Annotated in this window: 18 protein-coding genes and 1 riboswitch; of the genes, 14 read left to right on the top strand and 4 right to left on the bottom strand. The window is 71.6% G+C overall.

Annotated features, from left to right (window positions below):
• Nucleotides 1-110: 110 nt before the first annotated feature.
• From Q343_RS0106215 to Q343_RS0106205, 3 genes are all read left to right on the top strand, one after another.
• On the top strand, nt 111-1,100 hold the full coding sequence (locus Q343_RS0106215; protein WP_248616763.1) for a LacI family DNA-binding transcriptional regulator: 990 nt from the start codon (nt 111-113) through the stop codon (nt 1,098-1,100).
• A gap of 142 nt (nt 1,101-1,242) precedes the next feature.
• Entirely contained in the window at nt 1,243-2,931 is a 1,689-nt protein-coding gene (pgi, locus tag Q343_RS0106210; protein WP_029252732.1) for a glucose-6-phosphate isomerase, read from the top strand.
• 144 nt (nt 2,932-3,075) lie between these two features.
• Entirely contained in the window at nt 3,076-4,200 is a 1,125-nt protein-coding gene (locus Q343_RS0106205) for a hypothetical protein (protein ID WP_029252731.1), read from the top strand.
• Between the two features lie 21 nt (nt 4,201-4,221).
• On the opposite strand, the gene Q343_RS0106200 is transcribed toward Q343_RS0106205, so the two are convergent.
• Genes Q343_RS0106200 through Q343_RS0106190 form a run of 3 tightly spaced genes read right to left on the bottom strand, consistent with a single transcriptional unit; the run spans nt 4,222 to nt 7,966 of the window.
• Nucleotides 4,222-5,199, bottom strand: coding sequence for an ABC transporter ATP-binding protein (locus Q343_RS0106200; RefSeq protein ID WP_081829672.1), 978 nt, complete (start codon nt 5,197-5,199; stop codon nt 4,222-4,224).
• Nucleotides 5,196-6,890: an ABC transporter permease gene (locus Q343_RS0106195; protein ID WP_029252729.1), complete on the bottom strand. Its 1,695-nt coding sequence runs from the start codon at nt 6,888-6,890 to the stop codon at nt 5,196-5,198. Before Q343_RS0106195 ends, Q343_RS0106200 begins: the two co-directional genes overlap by 4 nt.
• A gap of 2 nt (nt 6,891-6,892) precedes the next feature.
• On the bottom strand, nt 6,893-7,966 hold the full coding sequence (locus Q343_RS0106190; RefSeq protein WP_052366945.1) for a thiamine ABC transporter substrate-binding protein: 1,074 nt from the start codon (nt 7,964-7,966) through the stop codon (nt 6,893-6,895).
• 4 nt (nt 7,967-7,970) lie between these two features.
• A riboswitch (TPP riboswitch) is annotated at nt 7,971-8,075 on the bottom strand.
• Between the two features lie 104 nt (nt 8,076-8,179).
• Here Q343_RS0106190 and Q343_RS0106185 point away from each other — a divergent pair.
• The 9 genes from Q343_RS0106185 (at nt 8,180) to Q343_RS0106145 (ending at nt 19,297) form a co-directional block, all read left to right on the top strand.
• Nucleotides 8,180-8,491, top strand: coding sequence for a DUF4235 domain-containing protein (locus tag Q343_RS0106185; RefSeq protein ID WP_248616762.1), 312 nt, complete (start codon nt 8,180-8,182; stop codon nt 8,489-8,491).
• A 90-nt stretch (nt 8,492-8,581) separates the two neighbouring features.
• Nucleotides 8,582-9,814 carry an MFS transporter gene (locus Q343_RS0106180; protein WP_052366944.1) on the top strand — a complete coding sequence of 411 codons (1,233 nt, stop codon included), beginning with the start codon at nt 8,582-8,584 and terminating at the stop codon, nt 9,812-9,814.
• A 25-nt stretch (nt 9,815-9,839) separates the two neighbouring features.
• Nucleotides 9,840-10,331, top strand: coding sequence for a cyclic pyranopterin monophosphate synthase MoaC (gene moaC / locus Q343_RS0106175; RefSeq protein ID WP_029252725.1), 492 nt, complete (start codon nt 9,840-9,842; stop codon nt 10,329-10,331).
• Nucleotides 10,328-10,564 (top strand): MoaD/ThiS family protein, encoded by a 237-nt coding sequence (locus tag Q343_RS0106170; protein WP_029252724.1) that lies wholly within the window; start codon nt 10,328-10,330, stop codon nt 10,562-10,564. The genes moaC and Q343_RS0106170 overlap by 4 nt, the downstream gene beginning before the upstream one ends.
• Before the next feature lie 87 nt (nt 10,565-10,651).
• Nucleotides 10,652-14,440 carry a nitrate reductase subunit alpha gene (locus Q343_RS0106165; protein WP_029252723.1) on the top strand — a complete coding sequence of 1,263 codons (3,789 nt, stop codon included), beginning with the start codon at nt 10,652-10,654 and terminating at the stop codon, nt 14,438-14,440.
• Entirely contained in the window at nt 14,437-16,101 is a 1,665-nt protein-coding gene (gene narH, locus Q343_RS0106160) for a nitrate reductase subunit beta (RefSeq protein ID WP_029252722.1), read from the top strand. The genes Q343_RS0106165 and narH overlap by 4 nt, the downstream gene beginning before the upstream one ends.
• The gene (narJ, locus tag Q343_RS0106155) at nt 16,098-16,856 is read left to right on the top strand and encodes a nitrate reductase molybdenum cofactor assembly chaperone (protein ID WP_052366943.1); all 759 of its coding nucleotides are present in this window, start codon (nt 16,098-16,100) and stop codon (nt 16,854-16,856) included. The genes narH and narJ overlap by 4 nt, the downstream gene beginning before the upstream one ends.
• Nucleotides 16,853-17,602, top strand: coding sequence for a respiratory nitrate reductase subunit gamma (gene narI / locus Q343_RS0106150; RefSeq protein WP_029252720.1), 750 nt, complete (start codon nt 16,853-16,855; stop codon nt 17,600-17,602). Before narJ ends, narI begins: the two co-directional genes overlap by 4 nt.
• Nucleotides 17,603-17,734: 132 nt before the next feature.
• A complete protein-coding gene (locus Q343_RS0106145) occupies nt 17,735-19,297 on the top strand; it encodes a 4Fe-4S dicluster domain-containing protein (RefSeq protein ID WP_029252719.1) in 1,563 nt (520 codons plus the stop codon).
• A gap of 249 nt (nt 19,298-19,546) precedes the next feature.
• Here the strand turns inward: Q343_RS0106145 and Q343_RS0106140 are convergent, their stop codons facing one another.
• Nucleotides 19,547-20,074: a MogA/MoaB family molybdenum cofactor biosynthesis protein gene (locus Q343_RS0106140; protein ID WP_029252718.1), complete on the bottom strand. Its 528-nt coding sequence runs from the start codon at nt 20,072-20,074 to the stop codon at nt 19,547-19,549.
• A gap of 96 nt (nt 20,075-20,170) precedes the next feature.
• Between Q343_RS0106140 and Q343_RS0106135 the strand changes: the two genes are divergently transcribed.
• A complete protein-coding gene (locus Q343_RS0106135; protein ID WP_029252717.1) occupies nt 20,171-20,575 on the top strand; it encodes a TOBE domain-containing protein in 405 nt (134 codons plus the stop codon).
• Entirely contained in the window at nt 20,572-21,360 is a 789-nt protein-coding gene (gene modA / locus Q343_RS0106130; protein WP_248616761.1) for a molybdate ABC transporter substrate-binding protein, read from the top strand. The genes Q343_RS0106135 and modA overlap by 4 nt, the downstream gene beginning before the upstream one ends.
• Nucleotides 21,361-21,400 lie beyond the last annotated feature (40 nt).

Raw genomic sequence — 21,400 nt, 5'->3', positions numbered from 1 at the left:
TGTCAATCGTTATCGATAACGTTTTCGACACGTGGCGTTCTCGTCCCCGAATCAGGTCGAGGCGGCACGGGTGCGCGGGTAGGGTCACCCTCGTGCAGCCAACGGGAAGAGTGACCATCGGAGACGTCGCACGCGACGCCGGCGTCTCGGTCGCGACGGTCTCCAAGGTGATCAACGGTCGCTACGGAGTCGCGGTCGCCACGTCGGCGCGCGTCCACGAGGTCATCGAGAGGCTGGGGTACGAGTCGTCGCTCGTCGCACGAAGCCTGCGGTCGACCCGCACCAACGTCATCGGAATTCTCGTCGCCGAGTTCGAGCCGTTCAGCACCGAGCTCCTCAAGGGAATCTCCGACGCCGTCGCCGACACCGGGTACGAGTTGCTCGCCTACTCCGCCGGCGGCCGCCCCGGGGCGGACGTCGGATGGGAGCAGCGATACCTCTCCCGGCTGAGCGGAACGCTCATCGACGGTGCCATCCTCGTCACCCCCACGGTGGTCGACCCGCACCCGGGAATCCCCGTCGTCGCCGTCGACCCGCACCTCGGCCCCGAGGGGCCCCCGACGGTCGACTCGGACAACCTGGGCGGGGCGCGCCTCGCGACCTCACACCTCGTCGGGCTCGGCCACCGACGCATCGGGTTCCTCGGTGGACGCGAGGACCTGGAGAGCTCGCGACTGCGCGAGGAGGGGTACCGGGCCGCGCTCGCCGAGGCCGGGATCGCCGTCGACCCCGACCTGCTGCGTGTCGGCGGCTATCGCTCCGACACGGCCGACCTGCCCGCCCACGAGCTGCTCACGCTGCCCGACGCACCGACCGCCGTCTTCGCCGCCAACGACCTCACCGCGATCCGGACCGTCGAGGTGGCCCGGTCGCTCGGGCTGGACGTCCCGGGCGACGTCAGCGTCGTCGGGTTCGACAACGTCCCCGAGTCCGCGCTCTGCACCCCGCCCCTGACGACCGTCGAGCAACCCCTGCGGCGGATGGGCGCCGAGGCGCTGCGACTTCTGCTCGACCTCCTCGCCGGAGGCGACCGTCCGCACCACGTACGCCTCGAGACCACGCTCGTCGAGCGCGCGTCGACCGCACCGCCCCGCCGGTAGCCCGACCGTCTCGGGAGCACCCCTGCCTTCTGCTCGCACTGCGGCTACGGCGGCGCGCGCACCGCGCACGTCATACGGTGGTGGGTGGCGGTCGACGACGACGCCTCCCCCGAGACACAGCGACCGAAGGCAGGCACCTGGCGTGAGCACGGCACCCATCGATGCGACGACGACCACGGCCTGGGCGGACCTGACCGCCCACCACTCCGACCTCACGAGCGACCTGCGCGGATGGTTCGCCGCGGACCCGCAGCGCGCCGAGCGCTTCACGCACCGGGCGGGCGACCTCTACGTCGACCTGTCGAAGAACCTGATCACCGAGGAGACCGTCGCCCTGCTGACGCGTCTCGCGGACGAGGTCGGTCTCGCCGGCCGCCTGGACGCCATGTTCACCGGCGAGCACATCAACGTCACCGAGGACCGCGCCGTCCTGCACACCGCCCTGCGACGCCCGCTGCCCGAGGACGGCGACGCGCACCTCGTCGTGGACGGCCAGGACGTGGACGAGGACGTGCACGAGGTCCGCGCGGCGCTCGCCGAGTTCGCCGACAAGGTCCGCTCCGGCGAGTGGACCGGCGTCACGGGCAAGCGTGTCGAGACGGTCGTGAACATCGGCATCGGGGGCTCCGACCTGGGCCCCGTCATGGCGTACGAGGCGCTCGAGCCCTACGTCCAGGACGGCCTCGAGGTGCGGTTCGTCTCCAACATCGACCCGACCGACGTCGCGCAGAAGACCGCGGACCTCGACCCCGAGACCACGCTGTTCATCGTCGCGTCCAAGACGTTCGGCACGCTCGAGACCCTGACCAACGCGCGCCTGGCCCGTGAGTGGCTGTGGACGTCGCTGGCCGGGGCCGGGGCGCTGGCCGACACCGACGACGCCCGTCGTGACGCCGTCGCCAAGCACTTCGTCGCCGTCTCGACGGCGCTCGACAAGGTCGCGGACTTCGGGATCGACCCGGCCAACGCGTTCGGGTTCTGGGACTGGGTGGGCGGTCGCTACTCCGTCGACTCCGCGATCGGCCTGTCGCTGGCCATCGCGATCGGCCCGGACGGGTTCGAGGAGTTCCTCGGCGGCTTCCACACGATGGACGAGCACTTCCGGACCGCACCGATCAGCGAGAACGTCCCCGCGCTCATGGGCCTGCTGAACATCTGGAACGTGAACTTCCTCGGTGCCGAGACGCACGCCGTGCTCCCCTACGCGCAGCAGCTCAACCGCTTCCCGGCGTACCTGCAGCAGCTCACCATGGAGTCCAACGGCAAGTCCGTGCGATGGGACGGCTCACCCGTCACGTCGCAGACGGGCGAGGTCTTCTGGGGCGAGCCCGGCACCAACGGGCAGCACGCGTTCTACCAGCTGATCCACCAGGGCACCCGCCTGATCCCCGCCGACTTCATCGCGTTCGCGCAGCCGGCGTACCCGCTCGCGGACGGGGACACGGACGTCCACGGCCTCTTCCTCGCCAACTTCTTCGCCCAGACGAAGGCGCTGGCGTTCGGCAAGACGGCGGACGAGGTGCGGGCCGAGGGCACCGACGAGTCGATCGTGCCCGCCCGCGTGTTCTCGGGGAACCGGCCGACGACGTCGATCCTCGCCCCGGCCCTCACCCCGGCGGTCCTGGGTCAGCTCGTCGCGCTGTACGAGCACATCACGTTCGTCCAGGGCGTCGTGTGGGGCATCGACTCGTTCGACCAGTGGGGCGTCGAGCTGGGCAAGAAGCTCGCGCTCGAGGTCGCCCCGGCCGTCGCCGGCGACGCCGAGGCGCTCGCCGCCCAGGACTCGTCGACCAAGGCCCTGATCGAGACGTACCAGGCGCTGCGCGGCTGATCCCGCGCGTCGTCGGCCCGCCCGCTGCCGACCACGCGGTTTTGTCCACTTCCCGCCCCCGGAAGTACACGGAACCACGTGGTCGGCGGTGACGCGGACGGTAATTGTGTGGACGACGCCGACCCACCGGGTGACGATTGACGGGTGACCTCCGGCCCGCGCGTCGTCCGCGCCCCGCATCCCCCGCACCTGGACCACCCCGACGCGTGGGCGTACAAGGGGCGTGCCGACGTCGAGGTCGAGGCCGAGCTCGCGACGTTCGGCCACGACGACCTCGTCTTCCCGGCCGACCAGATCCTGGTCATCCAGGGGAACCAGCGGTACGCCCGGCGCGCCGTGCTCGTCGCGGTCGACCCCGCGGCCACCGCCGACCCTCCGCGACCGCGCGACGTCGTCGGGTTCGCGTCCTACGCGATGCCGCTGACGGACAACACGCACCTGCTCGACGCCACGCTCACGGTCCGTCCGGGGCACGAGGACGGCGTGGTGCACGACGCGCTTCTCGCCGCGGTGGAGCGCGACGCGGCGGAGGCCGGGCGCCGGACGGTCGGCCTCGCGACGGACCACGCACCCGAGCCGCCTCCGGGACCCGGTGCGATCGAGGCACCGACCGGCAGCGGCCGCGTTCCGGCCGACGACCCGACCGTCCGTGCCGCGCTCCGCGCCGGGTTCACCCTGCGCCAGGTGGAGCGGTACTCGGTGCTGACGCTGCCGGTGGACACCGGCCTGCTCGGGCGCCTGCACGCGGAGGCCGCGGAGCACGCCGGTGACGACTACCGCACGCACGTGTGGGACGACGTCGTGCCGGACGAGTGGATCGACCAGGTCGCCCACCTGCAGCAGCGGATGAGCACCGACATCCCGCACGGCGACCTCGAGGTCTCCGAGGAGGCGTGGGACGCCGAGCGCTACCGGTCGCTGATCGACGAGCAGCACGCGCGCGGCAACGTCTTCCGCATGGCGGTGGCCGAGCACGTCCCGTCGGGCACGCTCGCCGGGTTCACGATCGTCGTCGGCCCGGCGACCGACCAGTTCGCGTTCCAGGAGGACACGCTCGTGCTGTCCGAGCACCGGGGGCGCCGTCTCGGCATGCTGATGAAGGCGGCGAACCTGCTCGCGCTGCAGGCCGACCGCCCGGGGATGACGCGCATCCACACGTGGAACGCCGAGGAGAACGGCCCGATGCTGGACATCAACGTCGCGCTCGGGTTCCGCGGAGCGGGCGTCTGCGCGCTGTGGGAGAAGCCGCTCGCGTCGAGCGGGGGCTGACCGAGCTCTGGCCGCGCGCGGTCACGGGGCCGGGAGGGGCGCGCACCCGTCGGCGCGCAGGCGCAGGCCGACCGAGGTGTCGCTGCCGTCGGTGAGCTCGGCGCCCGGCACCGCCGTGTAGCGTCCGACGCCGCCTCCCAGGTCCACGTCGACCGTCACCTCGGTGCGGCCGCGCCGCCGGACCGACCGGACGACGTCGCCCACCCACCGGCCGACGTCGGGCACCGTCGTCTCGAGCCCCGTCGGGCCGACGGCGACCCGCTCGTGGTCGACGTCGGCGACCGCCTGGTACCCGAGGAAGTCTGCGACCCGCCACGACACCGGTGCGGCCCAGAGCTCCTCCGGCGGGGCGACCTGCAGGATCGTGCCGGCGTCCATCACGGCGACGCGGTCCGCGACGGCGAACGCCTCGTCGTGGTCGTGCGTGACGAAGATCCCGGTGGTGCCCGTGGCCGTGAGGATCTCCCGGAGCTCGGCCGCGAGTCGCTCCCGCAGCGCACGGTCGAGCGCGGAGAGCGGCTCGTCGAGCAGCAGCAGGCGGGGCCGGGGCGCGAGGGCACGTGCGAGCGCGACGCGCTGCCTCTCCCCTCCCGACAGCGCCGTGACCGCCCGGGACCCGTACCCGGAGAGCCCGACGAGCCCGAGCAGCTCGTCCACCCGGGCCTCGCGGTCCGTACGGCGTACGCCGGCGACGCGCAGCCCGTACCCGACGTTGCTCGCGACGTCGGCGTGCGCGAACAGCTGTCCGTCCTGGAAGAGCAGCCCGAACGCCCGGCGGTGCACCGGCACGGCCGCCAGGTCCCGCCCGTGCCACGCGACGGACCCATCCGCCAGCGGCTCGAGGCCGGCGACCGCGCGCAGCAGCGACGACTTGCCGCAGCCGCTCGGACCGAGCAGGGCGAGCACCTCGCCCTCGGCGACGTCGAGGCTCACCCCGTCGACCGCCGTCGTCGTCCCGTACCGCACGACGGCGTCGCGCACCTCGAGCCCGCGGCTCATAGCTCTCCTGCACTTTCTCCGCGCAGCCGCTCCGCGAGGAGCATGACCGTCGCGGTGACGAGGGCGAGGACGACGCTCGCGGCGAGCGCCATCCCGTAGTTCTCGGCCCCGGGCTTGCCGATGAGCCGGAAGATCACGACCGGGAGGGTCGCGGTGTCGGGGCGGGCGAGGAACGACGTGGCGCCGAACTCCCCGAGGGAGGTCGCGAACGCGAACCCCACGGCCAGTCCGACAGGGCGGAGCACGACGGGCAGGTCCACGGTGGCAAGAACCCGGCCCGGCCCGGCGCCGAGCGTCGCGGCGGCCTCGCGCAGGCGCGGGTCGATCGCCCGCAGCACGGGCAGCACCACACGGACCACCAGCGGGATCGCGACGACGGCCTGCGCGATCGGGACGAGGAGCCCGGAGGTGCGCAGGTCGACGTCGAGCCCCAGCGGCCGGTCGAGCGTGATCAGGAACCCGAAGCCGACGGTGACGGCGGAGACGCCGAGCGGGAGCATGAAGACGGAGTCGAGGGCTCGCAGGGCACGCCTGCCGACGCGTGCCCGTGGTCGGCGCGAGACCACGAGGGCCACCAGACCGCCGACGACGACCGCGATCAGCGCTGCGAGCGCAGCGGCCCGCAACGAGTTGCCCGCGGCCTCCCACACCGTGACGGACAGCGCGTTGGGGCCACCGGTCGTCGCGAGGTTGCGGTAGTTGTCCAGCGTCCAGGTGCCGTCGGCGGCATGCAGGGAGCGGGTGACCAGGGTGGCGACCGGCAGGGCCAGGAGCAGGATCACGACGGCGGCCGTCACGGCGGTCGGCACGGCGTCGGCGCGCAGGCTCAGCCGCCGCCCGCCGTGCGCCTCGGGGAGCAGGCCCAGGGCGTTCTCGCGGCGCGCCCGGGTGCGGTCAGCGGTGACGAGCGCCCCGGCCACGACGACGAGCTGGACCACGGACAGGACGGCCGCCGAGCGCAGGTCGAGGAACTGCGTCGTCTGGACGTAGATCTCCGTCTCGATGGTGCCGTACCCGGGCGGGCCGAGGACGAGGACGGTGCCGAACGCCGTCGCGCAGTAGAGGAAGACGAGCGATGCGGCGGAGGTGATCGCGGGGGTCAGGGCGGGCAGGGTGACCGTCCGGAACGCCCGGGCCGGGGAGGCTCCGAGCGCCCGCGCGGCCTGCTCGGCCCGGGGGTCGAGCCGTTCCCAGAGGCCGCCGACAGTCCGGACGACGACGGCGTAGTTGAAGAAGACGAGCGCGAGCACGATCGCGGTGAAGGTCTGGTCGATGCCGAGGAACGCGAGCGGTCCGCCGGGGGCGAGGAGCGCGCGGAACGCGACGCCGACGACGACGGTGGGCAGGACGAAAGGCACCGTCACCAGACCGCGGAGGAACGTACGACCGCGGAACTGGCATCTGTACAGGACGTAGGCGCCGGGGACTCCGAGCACCAGCGAGGCGACGGTCCCGGCCACCGCCTGGCCCAGCGTGATCCCGAGCAGACGCCAGGTGCGCGACTCGCCGAACACCTCGGCGACCCCGCTCAGGTCCAGGGATCCGTCGGTCACGAAGCCTCGTCCGACGAGGGCGAGGACGGGCCACGCGAAGAAGATCGCGAGGAAGGCGAGCGGCACGCCTGCCGCCAGCCCCCAGAGCACGACGCGTGCCACCGGGGGCCGGCTGCGGCGCGCGCGAGCCGGGCGCATGGTCAGCCGAGGACCGTGGCGGTCCAGGTCTCGATCCAGTCGCCGCGGTGCGCGGAGATCTCGGCCGGGTCGACGTCGAACGGGTCGTCGGCGAGCGGGGCGAACTGGGCCCACTCGTCGGGCAGCGCGGCGTCGCCGTCGACGGGGTACATGTACATCTGGCCGGGGATGTCCTCCTGGACCGTGCGGCTCACGAGGAAGTCCACGAGCTCCCGGGCGCCGTCGGGGTTCTCCGCACCGGCGAGCACGCCCGCGTACTCGACCTGGCGGAAGCAGGTGTCCAGCAACGCCGTGGTGGTGGTCTCCGAGCCGTCCTCGGTCACGGTGAACGCCGGTGAGGTGGCGTAGGAGAGCACGAGCGGACGGTCACCGGCTCCGCCGGCACCCGTGAAGTCCACGTAGTACGCGTCCTCCCAGCCGTCGGCGATCTTGACGCCGTTCTCCGAGAGCGCCGTCCAGTAGTCGGTCCACCCGTGCTCGCCCTTGGCCCCGACGGTCGCGAGCAGGAAGGCCAGTCCGGGCGACGACGTCGCGGGGTTCGTGACGACGAGGAGGTCCTGGTAGGCGGGGTCTGCCAGGTCGTCGAGCGTGGTCGGGGCGTCGAGGTCGTTCTCCTCGAACCAGGCGAGGTCGGCGTTGATGCAGACGTCCCCCCGGTCGACCGGGGTCAGGCTCTCGCCCGCGGGCACCTCGGCGGCCGCCGACTCGGGGAGCGCGGAGGAGAGGTACGGGTCGAAGACGCCCTCGTCGACGGCGCGGCTCGCGTAGGTGTTGTCGACCCCGAAGACGGCGTCGCCGAGGGGCGAGTCCTTCGTGAGGATCAGCTGGTTGACCAGGGTGCCGCCGTCCCCGGGGGCGACCAGTTCGACGTCGTACCCCGACTCCGCGGTGAACTCGTCGAGCAGGCCGTCGCTGAGGGCGAACGAGTCGTGGGTGACCAGGGTGACGGAGCTGCTCCCCGTCTCGGCCGACGAGCCCTCGGCGTCGCCGGTGTCGCTGCTCGCGCAGCCCGTCAGGGCGAGCGCGAGGACCGCGCCGGACGCGGCGACGGAACGGGTGGTGATGGTGGTGCGCAAGAGTCCTCCTCGGACGTCGACTTCCTCCGCCGGTGCTGACCGGATCAGGTTCAAGGGTCTGCGGCGTGCCGCACTCTCAGCGCTCTGGGGCGCTCCCCTGTCGTACAGCCGCAGTCTACGACGCCGCGCAATGCCCGTGGGTCCGTGGTCCGGCGGAGTCGCCCCGGTCGCACTACGGTGGGAATCGTCCAACGGAGCGGCTGAGGAGACGACGTGTCGAAGAAGAAGCAGAAGAAGAACGACGACCAGGACATGGCGACCAAGGTCGCGACCCTGGCCCTGACCTTCGCGGCCGGGTGGATCGCCACCAAGGTGGTCTCGACGATCTGGAAGAAGGCCTCGGGGCACGACGCCCCGACCGACACCGACGATCCCGACATCTCCCTCCCCGAGGCGATGGCCTTCGCCGCGATCACGGGTGGCGTCGGCGTGCTGGCGCGCCGTCTCGCGGCCGGGCAGGCGACGAGGGTGAGCGCGCGGCTGACCGGCGGCAACCCCCACGCGGTTCCTGACGTCGAGCCGTAAACACCCTTTTTTACGAGATTTTCAAGATCAATAGACGGAGAGACACCAGAACGCTACGTTGAAGCCACGCATCCAGCCGAGGAGAGCACGATGACCACAGGTTCGACGGCACCCCCGCAGGCCATCCCCGACGAGGGGTACGGCAGCCGGGCCACGGTCCAGCTGGTCCTCTCCACCGTCGGCTTCGCGCTGAACTTCTGGGCCTGGGCCCTGCTCAGCCCGCTGGGCGGGACGTTCCAGGAGGCGCTGGGCCTGTCCGACGTCGAGACCTCCGTGGTCGTGGCGGTCCCGGTGATCGTCGGCTCGCTCGGGCGGATCCCGGTCGGCGCACTGACCGACCGCTTCGGCGCCCGCATCATGTTCCCGCTGGTCAGCGCGCTGACGATCCTGCCGGTGCTCTACCTCGGGTTCCTCGCCGACAGCCTGCCGGGCCTGATCGTCGGCGGGTTCTTCCTGGGACTCGGCGGCACGACGTTCGCGATCGGGATTCCGTTCAACAACGCCTGGTTCCCGCCGTCACGGCGCGGGACGGCGCTCGGGCTCTTCGGCGCCGGCATGGGTGGTACCGCGATCGCGGCGTTCACCACGGTGCCGATCCGCGACGCGTGGGGCGAGGAGGCCCCGTTCGTCCTCGTCGCCACCGTGCTCGCGATCTTCGCGGTCGTCTCGTGGATCTGGCTGCGCGACTCGCCCAGCCGCCCCGCGCCGGCCTCGGGCGGATTCTGGTCCCGGACGTGGAGCACGTTCAAGCTCCCTGCGACGCTGCAGCTCTCGTGGCTCTACGCGATCGGGTTCGGCGGGTTCGTCGCGTTCTCCGTCTACCTGCCGACGTTCCTGACGAACGCCTACGGGCTCGAGGCGGCCGACGCCGCCAACCGCACGGCCGGGTTCGTCGTCCTCGCCGTCATCATGCGCCCGATCGGAGGGACGCTCTCCGACCGGTTCGGTGGTGTCGCGGTCAACGTCGTCTGCTTCGCCCTGGTGACCCTCGGCGCCGCCGTGATCGCGTTCCAGCCCTCCCTCTTTCCGGTGGGCACGATCGCGTTCCTCACCATGGCGGCGGCGCTCGGCGCATCCTCCGGCGCGACGTTCGCCCTGGTCTCCGACCTCGCACCGCCCGACAAGGTCGGCGGTGTCACCGGCCTCGTCGGCGCGGCCGGCGGCCTCGGCGGCTTCATCCCGCCGCTGATCATGGGGGCCGTCTACGGCGCCCAGGGCGACTACGACATCGGCTTCATCCTGCTCGCCGTCACCGCGCTGGCGACGCTGCTCTTCACGCTCGGCCCGGTCAGGCGCCGTGCCGCACGCGGCCGGGCATCCTGACCGCCCGATCGAGCATGATCACCCCATGACATTCACGCACCTGGACGACGCCGGCCACGCCCGCATGGTCGACGTCACCGAGAAGACGCCCACCGTCCGGTCCGCGACGGCCGCCGGCACCGTCCTCGCACCGCCCCCCGTGGTCGCCGCACTGCGCGACGGGACCGTCCCCAAGGGCGACGTCCTGGCCGTCGCGCGGATCGCCGGCATCGCCGGGGCCAAGCGCACCGCCGAGCTCCTGCCGCTGGCCCACGTCATCGGGGTGCACGGCGCGACCGTCGACCTCACCGTCACGGACGACGGCGTCGAGATCACGGCGACCGTCCGGACCGCCGACCGGACGGGCGTCGAGATGGAGGCACTCACCGCGGTGAGCGTCGCCGGCCTCGCGACGGTCGACATGCTCAAGGGCCTGGACAAGTCGATCGTGCTCACGGACATCCGGCTCCTCGCCAAGAGCGGCGGGAAGTCGGGCGACTGGTACCGCGACCCCGCGTCCGCCGGAGGGTCTCGATGATCACCGTGCGCTACTTCGCCGGGGCCCGTGACGCGGCCGGGACCGAGACCGAGACGGTCGACACGGGAACTCTCGGGACGCTCACCGAGCAGATCGTCGCGACGCACCCGACGCTCGCCGACGTCCTGCCCCGATGCTCGGTGCTCGCCGACGGGATCCGGGTCCACGACCCTGCGACGCCGCTCTCGCCGGGCAGCACCGTCGACGTCCTCCCGCCGTTCGCCGGGGGGTAGCCCGAGCATCTGACCCGAGAGGTCGCTGTCGCGACCGATCGACGACATAGTGAGTTACGCAGGTCACACCGCAATTCGGAGGGCAGCATGGCGCAGTCGACGATCGATTCCGAGAGCACGGGAGGGTTCGAGGACTCCCTCGTCCGGCTCGGCAGCCATCTGCGGAAGGGCGAGGTCTCGTCCGACCTGCGGCAGCTCTTCCTCCAGGGCGGCCGCGAGGGCGACGCGTTCTACCGCGACCGCTGGTCGCACGACAAGGTGGTGCGCTCGACCCACGGCGTGAACTGCACCGGGTCCTGTTCGTGGAAGGTCTACGTCAAGGACGGGATCATCACGTGGGAGACCCAGCAGACGGACTACCCGTCCGTCGGCCCGGACTCCCCCGAGTACGAGCCCCGCGGATGTCCCCGGGGTGCCGCATTCAGCTGGTACACCTACTCCCCCACCCGGGTCCGGTACCCCTACGTGCGGGCTGTCCTTCTCGAGGCCTATCGCGCCGCCAAGAAGCAGGTCGGCGGCGACCCCGTGCTCGCGTGGGCCGCGGTGACGGGCGACCCGGAGGTCTCACGCCGCTACAAGTCGGCTCGCGGCAAGGGCGGTCTCGTCCGGGCGTCGTGGGACGAGGCCGCGGAGATCGTCGCCGCCGCCCACGTCCACTCGGTCAAGGAGTACGGCCCCGACCGCATCGCCGGGTTCTCGCCGATCCCCGCGATGTCGATGGTCTCGCACGGTGTGGGCTCGCGGTTCATCACCATGCTCGGCGGGACGATGCTCTCGTTCTACGACTGGTACGCCGACCTCCCCATCGCCTCCCCGCAGGTGTTCGGCGACCAGACCGACGTCCCCGAGTCCGCCGACTGGTGGAACTCGACCTACTGCATCATGTGGGGCTCCAACATCCCCGTGACGCGGACCCCGGACGCGCACTTCATGACCGAGGCCCGCTACCGCGGCCAGAAGGTCGTCACCGTCTCCCCCGACTACGCCGACAACACCAAGTTCGCGGACGAGTGGCTCGCCGTCCATCCCGGGACGGACGGGGCGCTCGCGATCAGCATGGGGCACGTGATCCTGCGGGAGTTCCTCGTCGGACGCCGCACCGAGCGGTTCGTCGACTACATGAAGCGGTTCACGGACTCGCCGTACCTGGTCCGCCTCCTGCCCCGTACCGAGGGCGAGGCGAGCACGTACACGGCGGGCAAGTTCCTCACCGCGGCCGACCTGCCGTCGCAGGCGGAGACCCCCAACGCGCAGTTCAAGACCGCGCTCCTCGACGCCGACGGCTCGCTCGTCGTCCCGAACGGCTCTCTCGGTCACCGCTACGGCGACGCCGACGCAGGCTCCTGGAACCTCGACCTCGGCGACGTCACCCCCGCACTGTCGGTGGCCGACGTCGACGGCGCACCGCGCACGGTGGCGATCGACCTGCCGCGCTTCGACATCTCACCGACCGTGGACGACGACACCGGCGCCCACACCGGCCGCGCCGGCACCGTCACCCGCGGTGTCCCCGTCCACGAGGTCGAGGGCCACCTCGTCACGACCGTCTACGACCTCCTCCTCGCCCAGTACGGCGTCGAGCGCGAGGAGCTGAACCTTCCCGGCGAGTGGCCCACCGGCTACGACGACGCGGACTCGCCGGGCACCCCCGCCTGGCAGGAGCAGTTCACCGGCGTCGACGCCGGCCAGGCGGCGCGGATCGGTCGCGAGTTCGCGCAGAACGCCGAGGACTCGGGCGGGCGCTCGATGATCATCATGGGGGCCGGGACCAACCACTGGTTCCACTCCGACACCATCTACCGCGCCTTCCTCGCGCTGACGACGATGACCGGCTGCCAGGGGGTCAACGGAGGCGGCTGGGCCCACTACGTCGGGCAGGAGAAGGTCCGACCCATCACGGGCTACACCCAGTACGCCAACGGCCTGGACTGGGTCCGTCCGCCCCGGCACATGATCGGCACGGCGTTCTGGTACATCGCCACCGACCAGTGGCGCTACGACGGGCTGCCGGCCGACACCCTGTCGGCGACGACCGGCACGGGGATGTTCAAGGACCGCACCACCGCCGACATCCTGGTCGAGTCGGCCCAGCGCGGCTGGATGCCGAGCTACCCGACGTTCGACCGCAACCCCCTCGACCTCGTGGACGAGGCCCGGGCGGCGGGTAAGGAGCCGGCGGACCACGTCGTCGACGAGCTGAGGTCCGGGGGCCTGCGCTTTGCCGTCGAGGCACCGGACGACCCCAAGAACTTTCCCCGCTGCGTCACGGTGTGGCGCGCGAACATCCTCGGGTCCTCGGGCAAGGGCAACGAGTACTTCCTCAAGCACCTGCTGGGTGCGGACTCGGCGATCCTCGCCGAGGAGTCCGGCCCCGGACGTCGCCCGGCGTCGATGGAGTGGAGCGAGGAGGCCCCGCAGGGCAAGCTCGACCTGCTGACGACGCTCGACTTCCGGATGACGAGCACGACGCTCTACTCCGACGTCGTCCTCCCTGCCGCCACGTGGTACGAGAAGTACGACCTGAGCTCGACGGACATGCACCCGTTCGTCCACTCGTTCAACCCGGCGATCAACCCGCCGTGGCAGACGAAGACGGACTTCGCGACGTTCCAGGCCATCGCCGACCGGTTCTCCGAGATGGCGGTCGAGCACCTCGGCGTCCGTGAGGACGTCGTCGCGGCGCCGCTGCAGCACGACACGCCCGACGCGATGGCCGTGCCGCACGGCACGATCGAGAACTCGGGGGCGGGAGTGAAGGACCGCCCGTTGATCCCGGGCGTCACGATGCCCAAGCTGATCACGGTGACCCGCGACTACCCGGCGCTCGCCGCGCAGATGAAGGCGCTCGGCCCGCTCACGGAGAAGGCGGGGATGACGACGAAGGGCGTCACGTTCCGGCCCGACGTCGAGGTCAAGCGGCTCGGCGAGGTGAACGGTCTCGTCAAGGACGGACCGACCGCCGGGCGACCCCGTCTCGACAAGGACATCCACGCCTGCGAGATGATCCTGGCGCTCTCCGGCACCACGAACGGCCGGCTCGCGACGCAGGGGTTCGAGACGCTCGAGAAGCGCACCGGCACCGAGCTCGCGGACCTCTCGCGCGACGAGGCCGGCAAACGGGTGACCTTCCCGGACGTGCAGTCGCGCCCGACGACGGTGATCACGTCTCCCGAGTGGTCCGGCTCCGAGCACGGCGGGCGCCGGTACACGGCGTTCGCGGTCAACGTCGAGCGCCTGAAGCCGTGGCACACCCTCACGGGGCGCCAGCACTTCTTCCTCGACCACGACTGGATGACCGAGCTCGGCGAGCAGATGCCGGTGTTCCGCCCGCCGCTGGACATGCACCGCATGTTCACGGGCGACCGGGAGCCAGGAGACACGTCGCCGACGGGTCGTCCCGGGGCCGACGGGCACGCCGAGGTCTCGGTGCGCTACCTGACGCCGCACTCGAAGTGGTCGATCCACTCGGAGTACCAGGACAACCTCTTCATGCTCTCGCTGTCCCGTGGCGGCCCCAACATCTGGATGTCGCCGCAGGACGCCGCGAAGGTGGGGGTCCGGGACAACGAGTGGATCGAGGCGTACAACCGCAACGGCGTCGTGGTCGCCCGCGCCGTCGTCAGCCACCGGATGCCCGAGGGCACGGTCTACATGCACCACGCCACGGACCGCACGATCGACGTCCCGCTCGCCGAGACCTCGGGTCTGCGCGGCGGCATCCACAACTCGCTGACCCGGATCCTGCTCAAGCCCAGCCACCTCGCGGGCGGGTACGCGCAGCTGTCGTTCGCGTTCAACTACATGGGCCCCACGGGGAACCAGCGCGACGAGGTCACGACCATCCGCCGTCGCAGCCAGGAGGTGCGTTACCAGTGAAGGTCATGGCGCAGATGTCGATGGTGATGAACCTCGACAAGTGCATCGGGTGTCACACGTGCTCGGTCACGTGCAAGCAGGCGTGGACCAACCGGACGGGCACGGAGTACGTCTGGTTCAACAACGTCGAGACGCGCCCCGGGCTCGGCTACCCCCGCACCTATCAGGACCAGGAGAAGTGGGGCGGTGGGTGGGTCCGCACCAAGCGCGGCAAGCTCAAGCTGCGCTCGGGCGGAAAGTTCAAGAAGCTCGCGACGATCTTCTCCAACCCCAAGCTCCCGTCCATGAAGGACTACTACGAGCCGTGGACGTACGAGTACGACATGCTGCTCTCGTCCCCGCAGACGGACTACACGCCCGTCGCGAAGCCGAAGTCGCTCATCACCGGTGAGGACATGGCGATCGAGTGGTCGGCGAACTGGGACGACGACCTCGGCGGGTCGACGGAGACCATGCAGGACGACCCGGTCCTCATGCACATGAGCGAGCACGTCACCGAAGAGCTCGAGCAGACGTTCATGTTTTACCTGCCGCGCATCTGCGAGCACTGCCTGAACCCCGCGTGCGTGGCGTCGTGCCCCTCGGGGGCGATGTACAAGCGCGTGGAGGACGGCATCGTCCTCGTGGACCAGGACCAGTGCCGCGGCTGGCGGATGTGCGTCTCGGGGTGCCCGTACAAGAAGGTCTACTTCAACCACAAGACCGGCAAGGCCGAGAAGTGCACGATGTGCTACCCGCGCATCGAGGTGGGCCTGCCCACCGTCTGCTCGGAGACGTGCGTCGGTCGGCTGCGGTACCTCGGCCTGGTTCTGTACGACGCCGACAAGGTCACCGAGGCGGCGTCGGTCGAGAACGAGCACGACCTCCTCGAGGCCCAGCGCAGCGTCTTTCTCGACCCGAACGACCCTGCCGTCGTCGAGGCCGCGCGGGCCGAGGGCATCCCGGAGGACTGGATCGAGGCCGCCCAGGCGTCCCCGATCTGGTCGCTGATCCAGAAGTACAAGGTCGCCCTGCCCCTGCACCCCGAGTACCGCACGATGCCGATGGTCTGGTACATCCCGCCGCTGTCCCCCGTCGTCGACATCGTCGGCACGTCGGGCAACGACGCGGAGGACCCCAAGACCCTCTTCGCGGCGATCTCCAAGCTCCGGATCCCGCTGGAGTACCTCGCGGGCCTGTTCACCGCGGGCGACACCGTCCCCGTCGAGCGGACGCTGCGCCGACTGGCGGCCATGCGCTCGTACATGCGCGAGATCAACCTCGGCAACGAGCCGGACGAGCAGACCGCCGCCGCCGTGGGCATGACCGGCCGGGAGGTCGAGGAGATGTACCGCCTCCTCGCCATCGCCAAGTACGAGGACCGCTACGTCATCCCCACCGCTCACCAGGAGATCGCGCGCGAGCTCGAGGAGCTCAGCTGCTCGCTCGACTACGAGGGCGGGCCCGGGATGGGCGGCGCAGGACCCTTCGGCAGCTCGAGCGGGACACCGACACCGGTGGCCGTGGAGAACTTCCACGCGCTGAAGAACCGGCAGAACGCGGACGACCCGGCCGGCCCGTCGACCCCCGGGCGCGTGAACCTCCTCAACTGGGACGGCAACGGCAGCACCGACGGGCTCTTCCCGCCCGGCTCGCCGGAGCAGCAGAAGGAGGAGCGGTGAAGACCACGTTCCTGCCGAAGCCGACGCGGCGCACGCCGCAGCTGGCCCCGCTGAGCCCGGTCCCTGCCACCGCCTCCCAGCGTCGCACCACCCACATGGCGGCGTCGCTGCTGCTCGGCTACCCGAGCCCGCGCACGCCGCAGATCGTCGCCGAGGTGCGCCGCGCCGTCGTCGGCCTGCCCGACCCGGTGGCCGCGCGGTTCACGGCGTTCTGCGACTACACGGAGACCCGGGACCCCGCCGACCTCGAGGCCGAGTACGTCAGGACCTTCGACCTCAAGCGCAAGTGCTCGATGTACCTGACGTACTTCGCCACCGGAGACACCCGCAAGCGCGGGACGGCGCTCGTCCGCTTCGTCGAGGCCTACAAGGCGGCGGGCTGGGAGATCGCCGACGACGAGCTCCCCGACTACCTGCCCGCCGTCCTCGAGCTCTCCGCGAAGGCGGGCGACGACTCCCCCGAGGCGGCGCAGATCGCCGCGGGTCTGCTCGGGTCGCACCGCGAGGGTGTCGAGGTGCTGCGGTCCGCGCTGGCGTCCATGACGAGCCCGTGGACGGGCGTCGTCGAGGCCGTCTGCCTGACCCTGCCCGCCCTCGACCGGGCCACCGAGAAGCGATTCGTCGAGCTGGTCACGTCCGGCCCGCCGACGGAGATGGTCGGACTCTCTGCCATGGGTCCGCACGAATCCGGTCCCTCCGGGACCCTCGCGCCGTTCGCCCTGGGCGGCGCCTCTGCCGAGGAGGCTCGCCGATGACCAGCACCCTGGACGCCCTGCTCTGGGGCGTTCTGCCCTACGTGACGATCGCGGCCTTCGTGATCGGCCTGTTCTGGCGCTACCGCTACGACAAGTTCGGGTGGACCACGCGCTCGAGCCAGCTCTACGAGAACCGGCTGCTGCGCTGGGGCTCGCCGATGTTCCACTTCGGCCTGATCCTCGTGATCCTCGGCCACCTGGTGGGCCTGCTGATCCCGAAGTCCTGGACGGAGGCCGTGGGCATCCCCGAGGCCGCCTACCACTTCGTCGCGACGTGGATGGGTTCGTTCGGCGCGCTCCTGGTGGTCGCCGGCCTCATCATCCTCATCGTCCGACGACGCACCACGGGTCCGGTCTTCAGCGCGACCACCCGCATGGACAAGACGATGTACGTCTTCCTCGCCGCATCGATCCTCATCGGCTCGTGGGCCACCGTCGAGACGCAGATCCTGGCCGGCGACCACGGGTACGACTACCGCGAGACGATCTCGCCGTGGTTCCGGAGCATCTTCGTCCTGCAGCCCGAACCCGCGCTGATGGCCGGTGTCCCCCTGGCATTCAAGTTGCACATCATCGCCGCCGAGCTCCTCTTCATCCTGTGGCCCTTCACGCGGCTCGTGCACGCGTTCTCGGCCCCCGTGCCGTACGTCTTCCGCCCGTACGTGGTCTACCGCTCGCGCGACGCCGCCGTGCAGTCGCGCGAGTCGCGTCCTGGCTGGGACCCCTCCGGGCGGCCCAAGAACTAGCGCACCCCGCAGGCCGTGACGCACGACGGCGCGGGTCACCCGGGGCGGACGCCCTCCCGGTGGCCCGCGCTCGCTATGGTCGGACCATGATCGCCACCGAAGGAGCGACGCACGCATGACGAGGGTTCTCGCATGAGGGTTCTTGCCCACATGGGGATGGTGATGCACCTCGACCGGTGCATCGGGTGCCACACGTGCTCGGTGGCGTGCAAGCAGGTGCAGTCCGCTGCCGAGGGCCTGGAGTACGCCTGGTTCAACGACGTCGAGACGCGGCCCGGACGCCCGTACCCGTCGGGCCCGCGAGCGCCGGGCGGCCCCGACTCGGTCGCGGGCTGGGTGCGTACCTCCGCCGGCGAGCTGCGGCTGCGCGACGGAGGCCGCCTCCGACACCTGTTCCGGCTCTTCGCGGTGCCGGGGATGCCGACGATCGACGAGTACGTCGCCCCCGCGGAGGACGCCCTGCGTCCCCGCGTGGGCGGACCCGCACCGGAGCGGATGGGTGGCGCCCGTGGCCCTGAGCCCGAGTGGCGTCCGGCGCCCCCCGCCGACCGGGCGGCCGACCCCGTGCTCCGCCACCTCGGGGAGCACGCCACCGCGGAGATCGCCCAGACGTTCTCGTTCTACCTTCCACGCATCTGCGAGCACTGCATCAACCCGGCCTGTGTGGCGGCGTGCCCCTCGGGGGCGCTGAGCAAGCGCGTCGAGGACGGGATCGTCCTGGTCGACCAGGACCGGTGCCGCGGCTGGCGCTCCTGCGTCCCGGCGTGCCCCTACGGGAAGATGTACATCAACCCGGTGACGGGCAAGGCCGCGAAGTGCACGCTCTGCGTCGAGCGGATCGAGGTCGGAGAGCCGACGCTGTGCTCGGAGACCTGCGTGGGCAGGCTCCGGTACACCGGGATCGTGCTGTACGACGGCGACCGGGTCGAGGAGGCGGCGTCGGTCGAGGACCCGCAGGACCTCCTGCAGGCCCAGCGCGACATCATCCTGGACCCGCACGACCCCGAGGTCGTCGCCGCTGCGGAAGCGGCGGGGTTCGACGAGGACTGGATCATGGCGGCGCAGTACTCGCCGATATACCAGCTGGTCTCGCGCTTCCAGGTGGCTCTGCCCCTGCACCCGGAGTACCGGACACTGCCGATGATCTGGTACGTCCCGCCGCTGTCGCCCGTCGTCGACGTCGTCGCGTCCACCGGGGCCGACGGCGAGGACTTCGACACCCTCGTCGCCGCCTTCGAGCAGCTCGACCTTCCCGTCGACTACCTGGCCGAGACGTTCAGCGCCGGGGACCGCGACGTCGTGGCGGGGGTCCTGCGGCGGCTCGCGGCCGTACGCTCCCTGACCGCTGGCTCCGGGGCCAAGGGACCCACCGGCCGGGCGCCGCGGGCCCGGCGCCCCGACCCGAAGGTGGCCCGCGCCGTCGACCTGTCCCCCGCCGACCTCGGCGAGCTGCACCAGCTCCTCACGAACGCCGACTACGCGGACCGCAACATCATCCCGCCGGCCCCCGAGCCTGGGTCCGCGCCGCCGGGCGGGTGCTCGCTCGACGACCTCGGGGGCCCCGGCGGCACGGGCCCGGGTGCGGGTGCGGAGAACGGGCCGACCGCGGCGGAGAAGACCCGCGGCAGTCGGTTCAACCTCCTGGGGTGGAGCGGCAAGGACCGCCCGCACCAGCTCTTCCCGGACCGCGTCTGACCCGCCGGTCGAGCCCCGTCGGTCGAGCCCCGTCGGTCGAGCCCTGTCGGTCGAGCCCCGTCGAGACCCGGTTTAGACACGCTCAACCCTCGTCGGTCGAGCCCCGTCGAGACCAGGTTTCGACAAACTCAACCCCCGCAGGTCGAGCCCTGTCGGTCGAGCCCCGTCGAGACCCGGTTTCGACACGCTCAACCCTCGTCGGTCGAGCCCCGTCGAGACCCGGTTTAGACACGCTCAACCCCCGCCGGCTCAACCCGCGTGGTCTCCCCCCGCGAGCTGATCGACGAGGTGCCCGAGCAGCGGCCCGACGACGGCCAGCCCGTCCCGCACCCCGCCCACGGACCCGGGCAGCGCGACGACGACGGTCCCGCCACCCTGCGTCCACGTCCCGTCCGGAGCCGCGGAGCCGCGCCGCGCGATCCCGGCGACGCCCCGTGAGAGCACCGCGGTGGGGACGACGGAGGCCCCCGCCCGACGGACGGCGTCGGCGACCCCGGGCAGCTCCTGGGCGAGGAGCGGCGCCAGCGCCTCGGGCGTGGCGTCCCGCGGTCCGACGCCGGTGCCCCCGGTGGTGAGGACGACGTCGGTCCCCGCACCGATCGCCTCGGCGACGGCCGAGCGCACGGTGGGGACGCCGTCGGGCACCAGGACCAGCGTGGTCGTGAAGCCCAGCGCCTCGAGACCGTCGACCAGCGTGGGCCCGGAGCGGTCCTCGGCCTCGCCGCGGGCGCAGCGGTCGGAGACGGTGACGACGACGGCGGTGCGCGGGGTGGTCATCCGCCCACGGTAGCGGGCGGGCTCACGCCGTGCCGTCGAGCCACGTGGTCCCACAACACCTCGCTCAACCGCAGGTGCGGCACTATCGTGACCTTCATGCCGCACTATCGGATAAGCGAGGCCGCCGACCTGCTCGGCGTCAGCGACGACACCGTCCGCCGGTGGGTCGACCAGGGGATGCTCCCCTCGCGCCGGGACGACGTCGGTCGCATGGTCGTCGACGGAGCGGCTCTCGCCGAGCACTCGGCGACGCTGACGGCCCAGGCGCCCGACCCGTCGGGGGTGGCACGCTCTGCCCGGAACCGGTTCGTCGGGCTCGTCACTCGGGTGCAGTCCGACACCGTGATGTCCCAGGTGGAGATGACGTGCCGGGGTCAGCGCGTGGTCTCCCTGATGTCGACGGAGGCGGTGCGCGAGCTCGGCCTGGAGCCGGGAAGCCTCGCCGTCGCCGTCGTCAAGGCGACCACCGTCGTCGTCGAGACGCCCGGAGGCCCGGCATGAGCGGCATGAGCGGCACGGCCGGACGAGCGACCGCGGCGAGCGCCACGGTCCTCGCGCTCGGAGTGCTGAGCGCGTGCTCGACCCCGGGTACACAACCGGACGACGTCGCCCGGACGTCAGAGATCACGGTGCTGGCCGCCGCCTCCCTCGCCGCCCCCTTCGACGAGATCACCGCACGGTTCGAGGCCGACCACCCCGACGTCGACGTCCGGGTCTCGTACGCGGGCTCCGACACGCTCGTCGACCAGCTCGTCGCCGGAGCACCCGCGGACGTCCTGGCCACCGCCGACCAGGCGACGATGCAGCGGGCTGTCGACGCCGACGTCGCGTACGACCCGGTGCTGTTCGCGTCGAACGCCCCGACGGTCGTCGTGCCGTCCGACAACCCGGCCGACGTGGGGGCGCTCGCCGACCTCGCCGATCCCGACGTCGACGCCGTGGTCTGCGCGCCCGAGGTCCCGTGCGGGGCCGCGACCCGCGCGCTCGAGGAACGGGCGGGCGTCACGATCCACCGGGTCTCCGAGGAACGCTCGGTGACGGACGTGCTCGCGAAGGTCGCGGCCGGCCAGGCGGACGCGGGTGTCGTGTACGCGACCGACGCGCGGGCTGCGGGCGACGACGTGCTCGTGATCGACACGCCCGAGGCCGAGGGCGTCGTCAACCGCTACCCGATCGCCGAGACCGCGGACGCGCAAGACCACGGGCTCGCAGGCGAGTTCGTCGCCGCGGTGACCAGCTCTCACGGCCGCCAGTCACTCCGCGACGCCGGGTTCGGCCCACCATGACCGCGGACGCGGATGCGGGAGCCGGCATGACGTGGCGGGG

This window comes from Paraoerskovia marina DSM 21750 (genome assembly GCF_000701465.1).
Classification (GTDB): domain Bacteria; phylum Actinomycetota; class Actinomycetes; order Actinomycetales; family Cellulomonadaceae; genus Paraoerskovia; species Paraoerskovia marina.
The sequence above is the reverse complement of the archived record's forward strand: the minus strand, read 5'-3'. Positions and strand labels throughout refer to the sequence as shown.

Excerpts from the sequence above, each read along its gene's own strand:
- Q343_RS0106200 (WP_081829672.1), bottom strand. The coding sequence starts at position 5,199 with ATGAGCCGCGGGCTCGAGGTGCGCGACGCCGTCGTGCGGTACGGGACG.
- Q343_RS0106195 (WP_029252729.1), bottom strand. The coding sequence starts at position 6,890 with ATGCGCCCGGCTCGCGCGCGCCGCAGCCGGCCCCCGGTGGCACGCGTC.
- Q343_RS0106180 (WP_052366944.1), top strand. The coding sequence starts at position 8,582 with ATGACCACAGGTTCGACGGCACCCCCGCAGGCCATCCCCGACGAGGGG.
- moaC (WP_029252725.1), top strand. The coding sequence starts at position 9,840 with ATGACATTCACGCACCTGGACGACGCCGGCCACGCCCGCATGGTCGAC.
- Q343_RS0106170 (WP_029252724.1), top strand. The coding sequence starts at position 10,328 with ATGATCACCGTGCGCTACTTCGCCGGGGCCCGTGACGCGGCCGGGACC.
- Q343_RS0106165 (WP_029252723.1), top strand. The coding sequence starts at position 10,652 with ATGGCGCAGTCGACGATCGATTCCGAGAGCACGGGAGGGTTCGAGGAC.
- narI (WP_029252720.1), top strand. The coding sequence starts at position 16,853 with ATGACCAGCACCCTGGACGCCCTGCTCTGGGGCGTTCTGCCCTACGTG.
- Q343_RS0106145 (WP_029252719.1), top strand. The coding sequence starts at position 17,735 with ATGAGGGTTCTTGCCCACATGGGGATGGTGATGCACCTCGACCGGTGC.
- Q343_RS0106140 (WP_029252718.1), bottom strand. The coding sequence starts at position 20,074 with ATGACCACCCCGCGCACCGCCGTCGTCGTCACCGTCTCCGACCGCTGC.
- Q343_RS0106135 (WP_029252717.1), top strand. The coding sequence starts at position 20,171 with ATGCCGCACTATCGGATAAGCGAGGCCGCCGACCTGCTCGGCGTCAGC.
- modA (WP_248616761.1), top strand. The coding sequence starts at position 20,572 with ATGAGCGGCATGAGCGGCACGGCCGGACGAGCGACCGCGGCGAGCGCC.